General features: G+C 58.6%; 18 protein-coding genes. 16 read left to right on the forward strand and 2 right to left on the reverse strand.

The genetic code is table 11. The features are described 5' to 3' along the window. The first annotated feature begins 121 nt into the window (after positions 1 to 121). From AC1DT3_RS00550 to AC1DT3_RS00595, 10 genes are all read left to right on the forward strand, one after another. Positions 122 to 799 (forward strand): helix-turn-helix domain-containing protein, encoded by a 678-nt coding sequence (locus AC1DT3_RS00550; protein WP_477463266.1) that lies wholly within the window; start codon positions 122 to 124, stop codon positions 797 to 799. A 375-nt stretch (positions 800 to 1,174) separates the two neighbouring features. Next, positions 1,175 to 1,327, forward strand: a complete 153-nt coding sequence (locus tag AC1DT3_RS00555) for a hypothetical protein (protein ID WP_477463267.1) — start codon at positions 1,175 to 1,177, stop codon at positions 1,325 to 1,327. After that, positions 1,324 to 1,731, forward strand: coding sequence for a hypothetical protein (locus AC1DT3_RS00560; protein WP_477463268.1), 408 nt, complete (start codon positions 1,324 to 1,326; stop codon positions 1,729 to 1,731). Before AC1DT3_RS00555 ends, AC1DT3_RS00560 begins: the two co-directional genes overlap by 4 nt. A 412-nt stretch (positions 1,732 to 2,143) precedes the next feature. Beyond that, positions 2,144 to 2,758: a hypothetical protein gene (locus AC1DT3_RS00565; RefSeq protein WP_477463269.1), complete on the forward strand. Its 615-nt coding sequence runs from the start codon at positions 2,144 to 2,146 to the stop codon at positions 2,756 to 2,758. Continuing rightward, positions 2,755 to 3,159: a hypothetical protein gene (locus tag AC1DT3_RS00570; protein ID WP_477463270.1), complete on the forward strand. Its 405-nt coding sequence runs from the start codon at positions 2,755 to 2,757 to the stop codon at positions 3,157 to 3,159. The genes AC1DT3_RS00565 and AC1DT3_RS00570 overlap by 4 nt, the downstream gene beginning before the upstream one ends. A gap of 232 nt (positions 3,160 to 3,391) precedes the next feature. Then, positions 3,392 to 3,634 (forward strand): hypothetical protein, encoded by a 243-nt coding sequence (locus AC1DT3_RS00575; RefSeq protein ID WP_477463271.1) that lies wholly within the window; start codon positions 3,392 to 3,394, stop codon positions 3,632 to 3,634. Then, positions 3,627 to 4,028: a hypothetical protein gene (locus AC1DT3_RS00580; RefSeq protein ID WP_477463272.1), complete on the forward strand. Its 402-nt coding sequence runs from the start codon at positions 3,627 to 3,629 to the stop codon at positions 4,026 to 4,028. The genes AC1DT3_RS00575 and AC1DT3_RS00580 overlap by 8 nt, the downstream gene beginning before the upstream one ends. A 184-nt stretch (positions 4,029 to 4,212) precedes the next feature. Further along, the gene (locus AC1DT3_RS00585) at positions 4,213 to 4,473 is read left to right on the forward strand and encodes a DUF3850 domain-containing protein (RefSeq protein ID WP_477463273.1); all 261 of its coding nucleotides are present in this window, start codon (positions 4,213 to 4,215) and stop codon (positions 4,471 to 4,473) included. After that, positions 4,470 to 4,667 carry a hypothetical protein gene (locus tag AC1DT3_RS00590; protein ID WP_477463274.1) on the forward strand — a complete coding sequence of 66 codons (198 nt, stop codon included), beginning with the start codon at positions 4,470 to 4,472 and terminating at the stop codon, positions 4,665 to 4,667. The genes AC1DT3_RS00585 and AC1DT3_RS00590 overlap by 4 nt, the downstream gene beginning before the upstream one ends. Further along, entirely contained in the window at positions 4,657 to 4,935 is a 279-nt protein-coding gene (locus AC1DT3_RS00595) for a hypothetical protein (protein WP_477463275.1), read from the forward strand. The genes AC1DT3_RS00590 and AC1DT3_RS00595 overlap by 11 nt, the downstream gene beginning before the upstream one ends. Positions 4,936 to 4,937: 2 nt before the next feature. On the opposite strand, the gene AC1DT3_RS00600 is transcribed toward AC1DT3_RS00595, so the two are convergent. Then, a complete protein-coding gene (locus tag AC1DT3_RS00600) occupies positions 4,938 to 5,189 on the reverse strand; it encodes a DUF982 domain-containing protein (RefSeq protein WP_477463276.1) in 252 nt (83 codons plus the stop codon). 47 nt (positions 5,190 to 5,236) lie between these two features. On the opposite strand from AC1DT3_RS00600, the gene AC1DT3_RS00605 reads away from it, so the two are divergent. The 5 genes from AC1DT3_RS00605 (at position 5,237) to AC1DT3_RS00625 (ending at position 9,679) form a co-directional block, all read left to right on the forward strand. Further along, positions 5,237 to 5,617: a DUF2493 domain-containing protein gene (locus AC1DT3_RS00605; protein WP_477463277.1), complete on the forward strand. Its 381-nt coding sequence runs from the start codon at positions 5,237 to 5,239 to the stop codon at positions 5,615 to 5,617. Positions 5,618 to 5,807: 190 nt separating this feature from the next. Further along, positions 5,808 to 7,007, forward strand: coding sequence for a tyrosine-type recombinase/integrase (locus tag AC1DT3_RS00610; RefSeq protein WP_477463278.1), 1,200 nt, complete (start codon positions 5,808 to 5,810; stop codon positions 7,005 to 7,007). After that, the gene (locus tag AC1DT3_RS00615) at positions 7,004 to 7,402 is read left to right on the forward strand and encodes a hypothetical protein (protein WP_477463279.1); all 399 of its coding nucleotides are present in this window, start codon (positions 7,004 to 7,006) and stop codon (positions 7,400 to 7,402) included. The genes AC1DT3_RS00610 and AC1DT3_RS00615 overlap by 4 nt, the downstream gene beginning before the upstream one ends. After that, complete coding sequence (locus AC1DT3_RS00620; RefSeq protein ID WP_477463280.1) at positions 7,399 to 7,704, forward strand: hypothetical protein; 306 nt, start codon at positions 7,399 to 7,401, stop codon at positions 7,702 to 7,704. The genes AC1DT3_RS00615 and AC1DT3_RS00620 overlap by 4 nt, the downstream gene beginning before the upstream one ends. Before the next feature lie 691 nt (positions 7,705 to 8,395). Next, positions 8,396 to 9,679 carry an epoxide hydrolase family protein gene (locus AC1DT3_RS00625; protein WP_477463281.1) on the forward strand — a complete coding sequence of 428 codons (1,284 nt, stop codon included), beginning with the start codon at positions 8,396 to 8,398 and terminating at the stop codon, positions 9,677 to 9,679. Positions 9,680 to 9,755: 76 nt separating this feature from the next. Here the strand turns inward: AC1DT3_RS00625 and AC1DT3_RS00630 are convergent, their stop codons facing one another. Continuing rightward, on the reverse strand, positions 9,756 to 10,115 hold the full coding sequence (locus tag AC1DT3_RS00630; protein ID WP_477463283.1) for a diacylglycerol kinase: 360 nt from the start codon (positions 10,113 to 10,115) through the stop codon (positions 9,756 to 9,758). Positions 10,116 to 10,413: 298 nt separating this feature from the next. On the opposite strand from AC1DT3_RS00630, the gene AC1DT3_RS00635 reads away from it, so the two are divergent. After that, positions 10,414 to 10,611 (forward strand): hypothetical protein, encoded by a 198-nt coding sequence (locus AC1DT3_RS00635; protein ID WP_477463282.1) that lies wholly within the window; start codon positions 10,414 to 10,416, stop codon positions 10,609 to 10,611. The last annotated feature ends 126 nt before the right edge of the window (positions 10,612 to 10,737 follow it).

A 10,737-nucleotide genomic window follows, 5' to 3' on the forward strand; every position in this document is an offset into this window, starting at 1 on the left:
ATTCCCCTGGTAACTCTTCGTAAAGATTAACCAGTGGTAACCAGTGGTGTCAACAATTGTTTGTGGTAAGACGAGACAAGTGGTACGACAATCACTTGTAACTCATTGTAGGAATTGATTTATGACGCTCGCCGATCGCATTCGCGAAGCTCGGAAGGCCAAGGACATGAGTCAGGCGGCACTCGCAACCGCAGTGGGACTCACCCAACAAGCCATTGGGCAGATTGAAACCGGCGCCACCAAGGTGCCTGCAAGCTGGCGCGAGCTGGCGCGCGTCCTCGAGATCCCCGAGGAAGAGTTTGCCGAGTTGATGCGCGAAGGCCAGCGCGATTCGCGGCGCGACCGCGGTAGCGCCCCTGCCGGTGCGCGCGCCCCCATGCCGCCGATTCGCCCCTACCGGAAGATTCCCGTGCTTGGCCGTGTCGCCGGCAGCCCCTTTGGTGAAGGGCACCTCATCATGAATCAGACCGTCGATCAGACAGAGTGTCCGCCTTGGCTCGATGAGGCGGAAGAAGCATACGCGCTGTATGTCGTGGGCGAATCAATGGTGCCGCGCTTCCTGCCTGGTGAGCTAATCTTTGTTCATCCCTGGCGACAGCCTCGGCCAGGGGACTATGTGGTCGCGCAGATCAAGAACAGCGACAGCACCGAGATCAGCGGGTACGTGAAGCAGCTAGTCCGCGCCGACAAGCGCGGCGTGCTAGTTCGACAGCTTTTCCCTAAGGAGGAAGATCTGCCGATTTTCCCCACGTCTTCGGTGCTGAAACTCCATAAAATCATAATCCCCGGACTCAACTAGTAACAATTTCAACAACCAACTTGTTGACTCCGCTTGTGACGCTTGTTACCTTCACATTGTTGAAGGAGAGCGAGCAGTGCAACAAGCAGCCTTTGTTACCCCCAGAAGACCTCGGCCGTGTGCCGCCACCGACAGAAGAAGAGAATCGGCGGCTCTAAAGGCAAAGGCGGAGAGCTTCATCAAAAGCCCCGCTGATCTGAGAACAGTACTCAATGGCGCGCGAGTGCGGTTGGATGACCACGACTTGGTCGCCCGGCTATCGTCGGTGCGCGCCGTTGAGATTACTCGTCGCGAGCAAACAGTCACCGACCTGTTTATTGATGACATTGATGCCGCGCTGATAGCAGCGCGATGGGCTCGACGAAGGAGGCGCCAATGAGCGCGCTCCTCGAGATTGTTCAAGTCGCAGGCGCGCTTCTGATCATCATTTTGGTCTGCGTCGTCTGGACAAAAGCCACCACCGAAAAATCGCAGGACGACGCACACGCCGAACCGCATGGCGACGTTCCTTTTTGGAGTGAGCGATGACGCACGTTTCAACAACGCAGATCGAACGCGCCGCCGCTGCAATGATGCTCGAGCGCGAGCAGATGATCGACAAGCCGCTGGCACGGATTTGGCATGATCTCGCGAAAGCGGCACTCGAGTCGTCACCAACGTCATGGCAGGACATTGACCGTGCGCCAAAGGATGGACGCACGCAAGTTGATCTGTGGATGTCTTCAAGCGAACGCGTCACTGGTTGCTGGTGGGATGCTCGCCAGCAGGTCTGGGTGCATTGGTGGGCCGATGGATACGGCAGTATCTGCGAAACACCGGTAGTTGGGGCCGCCACCCATTTCATGTTGCCCCCACCCCCTCCGGACGTTCCACCTCCGGATTGGGTAGTGCGAGTGCGCGAACGCGCGAAATCCGAAGGAACTTCGCCATGACCATTAGTTCAGATGCAAGCGGCTGGAAGTGGGTTCCGGTAAAGCCGACCGAAGATATGTTGGATATGGGCTCCTGCTACGAGGATCCAGAGGGCCGCTACGCTGGCGATCCATTATGGTCTGACGGTCATATAGCTGACGACATATACCGCGCGATGTTAGCAGCATCCCCGCAAGCCCCCTCACTATGGATGCCAATTGATACGGCTCCGAAGGATGGGACCGAATTTCTCGCGCGATGCGGACCAACCCTCAGGCCATTCTCCTGTTTCTGGGATGGGTGGGGATACGTCCACTATGACCACGATGACGGGTTGATTCAATATCCCGCTAATGAGTGGACGCCGATCCCTACACCTCCGGAGGCCCAGCCATGAGCACAGAACGCGCGCTTCCCAGCGACTCGCCGGTAATGAATGCCTGGAACGAGTACAAGGCTACCGATGAGTTCGCCAATTCGAAACGGTGGGCGACCCACCTGCAACACGTTGATGGCTCGCTATGGGCGTCATTCTTGCAAGGCTGGACTGCCGCGACTCTCACCTCTCCCACTCCCTCCGTCTCTTTGACGAGCGGGGGAGTTGCACTCTTCGAGGAGCATCGCGAGCGGCTTGAATTGATGGGCGAAGGTAACCCCAAGTGGGATCTATCGCCCAATGACCGAGCCGCTATCAATCAAGCGGTGTCGGTGATTGATCACCTCACAGAACGCCTCTCAACCGATGCGGATCGGGTGAAGGAGCTTGAGGCGGAGAACGCTCGTATACGCAGCTACCTTACGGACGGTGCATACGAAGCCCTGGAAAGCGAGATGGCATGGAAACGTCGCGCCGAATCCGCAGAGGCTCAAGTCAAGGAACTGACGGAGGCGCTGAAGCCGTTCRCCAACTTTCCCCGAAGCGGCGCGCACGCGGGAGCGAAGTACAACGCGGACCCGGTTTACGCATTCGAGGGATATGAGCTGACGGTCGGAGACTTCCGCCGCGCCCGTGATGTGCTCGCCTCCCATCCAGGGGGAGAGGCATGAAACACCTCTGGGACGTCGAGCATCCTTACTACATGACCGAGGGCAACTACTTCTCGAACGACTGTCACTCGCGCTTTGATGCGTGGGCCGGATTCATGAGCCAGTTCGGGGACTGCGACATGGACTATAACTATGTCGTTCGTTGGGATTGGCGCGAAGGCGACGGCTGGGGTCTTGGTGACTACAACGGCGATGATTACTACCGCCATGCCAGATTGTTTGTGCAGTTCGTTGGGCAGAGGAAGGCGACTCTCTGGTCGGCTGAGATCCATGTCTGCCGAGCCGATGAGCCGGCGATTATCGAATGGCTCATGCCCCGGTTCGAATACGCAAGAACGATGTGGGCTCCGTTCCATTCCGGTGACAGACAAGCACTCCACGAATGCGAAGGGGGAGAGTGATGGCGACGGCTCACACAGAGCGCCAGTGGCGCAAGGTCGTGTCGAGATCGAAGATCGTACAGACTTGGCGCGGCCAAGGATCGGCCCGGTACGAAACGCTTGAGTGTGGCCACGACATTCGCGTGACCGGCGATAAGGCTCTTGCACTCGCCTCCCGGCGCATCTGCCAACGGTGCCAGAAGGAGGCGGATCGCGCGGCTCGTCTCGCCGCAAGCACTACAGGAGCGGAATGATGGCTAAGTTCTATGTCGAAGTTCCGTTCGCTGGGTATGTCAGCGTCGAGGTCGAGGCGGACTCCGCAGAGGGGGCAATCGACAAGGCAATCGAAGAAGCCTGCCACCTCAATATTTCTCCATCCAAGGACGGCATCGGCGTCGAAATTATGGAGTGGGACGTACTGCACGACATCGTTCGCGGCAACGTCTGCTATGCGCCTCGGTCTCACGCCAGCGCGGAGGAAATCTCCGATGACTGATCTCGCACATCTCATAGAGAGGCTGGAGAAAGCCGTGGAACCGGATCGTCGGATCGATGCGGAATTAGCCTGCGCGATGATTTTCATTCAGCTTCGGCCGGCAGAGCCTTTCGATTTTGATGGCCGATTTACTTACGAGCCAGGCAACATCAAATGCGAGCACGGGTTCCTTATGAGTGACCACTTTACTGCTTCTATCGATGCAGCTCTGTCCTTGGTGGAGAAGAAGCTGCCGGGGTGGACGTACACCGTAGACGCCTCCGCACCGGAGTCCGGGATCGACTTTGATCTGTTTCCTCCCGGCAGAGCCGACAAATGCTCTGTCACTGCGAAATCTCTCCCTCTCGCCATCCTCATCGCATTGCTCCGCGCTCTTCAGGAGAAGGCAGAATGACAACTTGGACACCGCTTTGGGAAGAATGGCCATCTCAGCATCAGTTCGTTGCCAAGATAGTTCTGCGCGACGGAAAGTTTCAGAACGTCATCGGCCTCCAAACAGACGACGGAAGCCTATTCGTGCCTGACTGGCCTGATGCTCGAATAGTGGCTTGGGCTCCGTTGCCGGAGGACAAAGCACAATGAAGACGCACGATCTGAAAACGAGCCCGGTGTATTGGGATGCCGTGTTCATCGGCGAGAAGAATTTTGAAGTTCGTCGCGACGACCGGGGATTCCAGAAGGGCGACATTCTCCGCCTCTGGCGATCAACCGATCCTTACGGCTGGCGCGCCCCCAGCGTTTCAAACCTCGAACGGCGTGTGACGTGGATTCTGACCGGCGGCCAGCTCGGCATCGAGCCGGGCTACGTCGTCCTTGGTCTTGAGGAGCCCCGCCCATGACTGAACACCAGACCCAGCAAACAATCATGTCAGGAGTACTGCGCAACAGGCGCAAGTGGATGCTCGCGTTCTACGGCGAAGTGACCGCAGAAGGGCTGGAGCATATCCGCAAGCACTTGAAGCTGGTGATCGAATTTCTTGAAGAAGAAGAAGCCCTAGAGGCGGCGAGCGGGACAAATGGCGATGGAATCTGAACACCAGACCCTACGGGAGGAGATCGCGCGGATCATTTCTGGTGCTCCGTTTCCGAGCCCGCGCAGTTTCGCGAAAGCCGACGCGCTCCTTCCTCTCATCACCCGCGAAGCCGAGAGGATGCGGGAACGGTGTGCTCATAAAGCCGAGGTCATGTTTCTCGTCATCGAGAATTTTGACCCGACAGGCGAGCAGAAAGTCGCATGCGATACGGGCTATGCAATCGCCAATGCTATCCGCGCCCTTCCCCTCAAGGAGGCCGCAGAATGACCTCACCCCATCCCCATCAGGTTCCCCGCCTCGCGCGCTGCGGCCTCAAATGCCGCCCGGAACTCCCTCGGCTGGCATTTCCCCTCAAGACACGACAGGCACACCCTGACGGCCTTTGCATGGGCCGGGGTGTCCATCGCCTCTTCCGGCCATTCGTACAGCAGGATCTCAGCCGCCCGTTCGACGCGGGTCACCTCGAAGTGCTTGCCGCTCGGCAGCATCACCGTAACAGGTGGATTGAACCACGTCGCCATGTGCATTCCCGCAAGGAATTGCGCTTTTCCGATAGTCGAGGTGCGCCATGCGGATTCTAGTGTGTGGCGGTCGGGATTTCCATGACCGCGAGGCCATCTTTCAGGCGCTCGACGAGCAGGACGCGAGGGCCCGAATTCACACGGTGATTGAGGGCGGACAACGCACCCGCGACCTCAAGGGGAAGATCATTGGCGGCGCTGATTTTCATGCATTCCAGTGGTCTCATTCCCGAGGGCGTGACCACCTAAAGTTCGACGCCAATTGGAAGACTTACGACCGAGCAGCGGGCCCCATCCGCAATCAACGAATGATCGACGAGGGGAAGCCGGACATGGTTCTGGCCTTCCCAGGTGGACGAGGGACAGCCGACATGGTGAGGCGGGCGAAAGCTGCCGGCATTCCAGTTCTAAGCGGGATAGGAGGATAGCACGGATGGGGCATGCGAACGATAACGGCCCGCTCGGCAAGGTCTACGACCTCGCGGAGGCCGCGACCTACCTCAAGATGACAAACCGGGCGCTCGCCCGGATCGCCAAGAAGACGTCACATTGCTCGCTTCGCGGGCGCGATATATTGTTCAGCGAGAGTGACCTCCTCGCAATCTGGGATTCAATGCGATGCCCCTCCAACTCGTCAAGCGCTCTGCCAAAGGTAATTGGTACATCCGGGGCACTGTCCGAGGAACGAGCGTTTTCGAATCTACTCTCACGAGCAGCCGCGAAGCGGCAGAAGCGATCCGAGTCAAAACGGAAGCGCGCCTGCTAGAGGAAAGCATCCACGGGAAGAAGGTCCAAGTGACATTCCCGGAGGCCGCAGACTCTTATATCGCCGCGGGGGGCTCCGATCGGTTCATTCTGGAAACTAGGGCCGATGGCCGGAACGTTGGTCTAGCCATTCACTTCCAGGGGAAGAAACTTCTCGGCATCACCCAAGCGGACCTGGACGCTGCCGCAAGCACCCTCTACCCCGGCAAGGCACCGGATACTCTCAATAGGCAGTGCTACACGCCATTCATTGCGGTGTGGAATCACGCCGTTACGAACCAATGGGCCGAGCTTCGCAAGTGGCGTCGCCCCCGCAAGCCAAAAGGTACCGCAATCGTGCCGCGCGCGAAGCGTAGCGGGACGGCCCCAGTCACCTTTGACCAAGCGGCCCGGTTTGTGGCGGCCATGTCCCCCGCACCGGCAATGGTAATGACGGCCCTATTTTACACTGGCATGCGGCCGATCGAACTTTTTGCGCTCGAGGCTACGGACGTGAACGTGCCCGGCCGGTGGCTCGTGATCGCTAATAGTAAGACAGGCGAACCGCGTGGCATCCCGATGCATGAGTTCCTCGTACCGTTGTTCGACGGTCTTTTGAACCGGCGCGATCTTTCCGAGGAACCTCGCATTTTTCGCACGCCGCGAAATGAACCCTACCCCCTCACCGAAGACGGGGGCGGCCAACTCAAAACGGCCATCAAGGGTGCTCACATGAGGCTGGCGCGGTTGGCCCACCCGGACAAGGATCCCAAGAAGCTCGTAGTTAAGGATTCCCCACTTTACGGGATATCCCCCTACACCGCCCGGCATACCGTCTCGACGCAGCTCGTGGTCAACGGGGTTCACCCGCACATCAAGGACCAGATCCTCGGCCATGCGGCGGACGACATGAGCAGGCACTACACTCACGTTCCCCAGGCCCCGCTTATCGAGGCTATCAACACGCTGCCGAGGTGGGAACCGCTGGAGTGGATGGCGGATCCGGTTGGCTGGACGCGGAAGCTTGCGGAAGGCACCGGCGCGCGGAATGATTTGAAGGAGAAAAGGGCGTGAGGACGAGACCTTTTGAGGAATTGAGCTGCCGCGCGCTCAACGCCATCTGTCAACGGTTTGGCTGCACAGAGGACCAAATCAACCTGGACATGTTGCAGTGGTTTTCAGACAATCCGGATGAATCTCTGCGGCCAAGCAACTTCGGCAAGAAATCATTGCAGGAAATCCGCGAAGTGATCGCGCATTATTCCTTCGGCCCGCACTTTCCGGCGGCGGCGGAAGAAAGTCCCACCCGGAAAGCCGCGAAGGAGCGTGGAGAGATGATTGCTGAAATCGTCCGCCTATCCTCAAGGAAACATGCGGCAGAGTTTCTCGGGATCAGCATCTCACGTGTCACGCAAATCATTGCAGGGGACACAGACCGCACTTTCGGCGCCGAGGAGGCACAGGCGTGAGCAGGATGATTGATACAGAGAAGCTGCAGAAACTGCTTCCCCGTGACGACGAGGGGTTCTTCCACATGGAGTTTGATGTGGGGCAGCACTTGGCGTTCGCCCCAGCAAAAGACGACGGCTCCGGACCCGATCGCGGAACGGCGATGATGGCCGATTTTGAGAACAAGACGATGGTTGAGGTCCCCTTCCTGTCGATTTTCGGTCGAGATGGGAACACGCTGGCATTGGTCAATCACGAGGATTTCTTCGAACTGGCAGAAGCAATACTGAGCGGAGAAATTCCCTTTCAGCATCATCACTAATCCGTGCAAATCCCGTGCTCGGCAACTCTCCACTCGCAAATTCCCCTACAGCCGCCTAGCTTTATCGACCTACACCCGTACCCTTGGTAAGGGAGAGGTCGAGAGTTCAATCCTCTCTGGCAGCACCATTTAATTCAGCAATCAAATCAGATGCTTATTGAACGCGACGGCCTCCCCTGAGAGTCGCGGGATATTGCCTGTGCGTATGCAAAAAATGCGCAAAATGTCGTGCAAATGCAGACAGGCGAGGTTGCCCGGCCGGCCAATATGCCAGCGGTGTCGCTGACAGCCATCAAAGAACGCCGCTGGGCCAAACGCTGCCAGCGACTCTCATCGGCCGCCCGCCGCTCGCTTGCGGGGCCCTCCACCGAGGAGTATCTTTTCGCCCAATCAAGGTCCCAGCTTTGAACTTGGCTCCCGACGAGCCATTTTTTATCGACAGCTTTGCCGACGTCGCTCCTGAACTGAGTGGTTGCGTAACCCGAAGAAGGAGGACCTGATCGCAAAAGCCGCAGCCTCCATCGACATGCGTGACCCTGTCCGCAAGGCGGAAGCCTCCATCGTCATTTGAGATGGGCTAGGGACAACGACGCTGCGGTGGCCTGTGCACACAAGGCCACGAATTTGCGGTTGTCCGTTCGCCAATCTCGATGATCGCCTCTGTGGCGACTTGAACGAATGGAGAAGATGAATGTCGGAACCATCAACACATCCGAACCGGCGCGACGTCCTGGCTGCCTCGGCTGCGGCAGCTTCGTTGAACGTGCTTCCCGCAGGAACAGCCACAGCCGCCGAAGGCGTCGCGATCCGTCCGTTCCGCGTCAACATCCCGGAAGAGGATCTCCTCGACCTTCGTCGGCGCATAAGCGCGACGAGGTGGCCGGAACAGGAACCAGTCGCGGATCAATCGCAAGGTGTGAAGCTCGCGACGATGCAGAAGCTCGCGCGCTACTGGGAAAAGGATCACGACTGGCGCAAGGTCGAAGCGAAGCTGAACTCCTATCCGCAATTCATCACCGAGATCGACGGCCTCGACATTCATTTCATCCACGTTCGCTCGACCCATTCGAACGCACTACCGCTGATCATAACGCATGGGTGGCCAGGCTCGATCATCGAACAGTTGAAAGTCATCGAACCATTGACCAATCCCACCGCCCATGGGGGGAGCGCGTCCGACGCGTTCGACGTCGTGATCCCGTCGATGCCCGGCTACGGATTTTCCGGGAAGCCGACGACGCCGGGCTGGGATCCAGTCCACATCGCACGCGCTTGGGTCGTTCTGATGAAGCGCCTCGGATACACGCGGTTCGTGGCGCAAGGCGGCGATTGGGGTGCGCTCATCGTCGATATGATGGGGGCGGAGGCGGCGCCGGAGTTGCTCGGCATTCACTCGAACATGGCCGGCACGGTTCCCGCTGACGTCGGGAAGGCACTGCAGACGGGTGGCCCACCGCCATCCGGTCTCACGGCTGAGGAAAAAAGCGCATGGGACCAGCTCGACTTCTTTTTCAAGCTTGACGTCGCCTACGCCCAGGAAATGGGGACCCGCCCACAGACACTGTACGGTATCGCGGATTCACCGATCGGCCTGGCCGCCTGGATCATCGACCATGACATCCGCAGCCTCGAGCTCATTGCCCGGGTGTTTGACGGTCAATCYGAGGGTCTGACGCGAGACGACATCCTCGACAACATCACCCTCTATTGGCTCACGAACACGGCGATCTCGTCTGCTCGTCTCTACTGGGAGAACAAGCTGGCCTTCTTTGCCCCCAAAAACGTCGCCATCCCTGTTGCCGTAAGCGTCTTCCCAGATGACATCTACGCGGCGCCGCGAAGCTGGACGGAGCGCGCGTATCCAAAACTGATTCACTACAATCGGCTTCCCAAGGGCGGTCACTTCGCGGCGTGGGAGCAGCCGGAGTTCTTTTCAGAAGAGGTTCGCGCCGGCTTCAGGCCCCTGCGCAACTAGTGAAGGCGAAACTGCGCGGCGACGGAAGCACCAGACGCTTTCGTCGCCACGGGCACCGCTGTGAAGCCGTCGAGCATTAGGCCGGGAAGGCGGCCAGGCGTTCGAGAAGCGCCGTCACCCAAATTAGACAGACGATCAGGATGGTGCAGAGAACGGCCGCGGACCCGAAATCCTTCACGCGGCCGATGACGGGGTGATGGTCCGGATTCACGTGGTCACAAAGCTTCTCAATCGCCGTATTGAGAAATTCCACCGCGAGCAGCAATAGAACCGACGCTATCAAGGCGGTCCGGACCCAGAGCGTCGTGCCGATGAAAAAGGCTGCTGGGATGGYGACGGCAAGGATGACGAGCTCCTGGCGCACCGCTCGCTCGGTCGCAGCCGCATACCGCAATCCGCGCCATGAATTGAGTGAAGCCGCCCAGAGTTTGTTTATCGTCCTCGGTTTGTTCATCGTCCTCGGTTTGTTCATCGTCGCGGTCTGCCGCCGTGTGACGGAACTACAGTTTGGGACGGCGTTCTGCAACCATGGATACTCGGTTTCAGGCGAATTCGGCCCCTCATCCACATCCCGCGCTCGCGTTTCAAAGCGTTCGAACCGGGCCTTCGGCTTCAGTTTACCATCTCACGTCCACATGGGCGACCGAGGCTGGTATGCGTCTGGTGCGCCATTGCACCTTCTTCTTGCATCGGCCCGCCTACCCTGATTGAGCCAGAAACGAATCAGGTGGCAAATGAAGTTCAAGCCTTCTGCAGTGCAGAAAAATACGCCGACCGACCAAGGTCTCTCGGGACTGAGGCGCAGCCAGTTGGAGGTGAGCTCGGATGACGATTCAACGCGTCTTCTTCTCGCCGTCGCATTGGTGCTGATCGGCGTTTCGTTCGGAATTCTCTCCTGGCTGACGACCGAACAATTCCTCGCGCCATTCTAAGTGCGCGAGGACAAGCGACTATCGTCATGCCCCAATGCCGGAATGCGTCCTGATCTAGGCTGGGGTTCTGGCGGCGCGGTATTCGCGGGCGAAATCGAGCGCCTGATACGACCAGTAGGTCAGTTG

Source organism: Microvirga sp. P4_G7, from assembly GCF_056401005.1.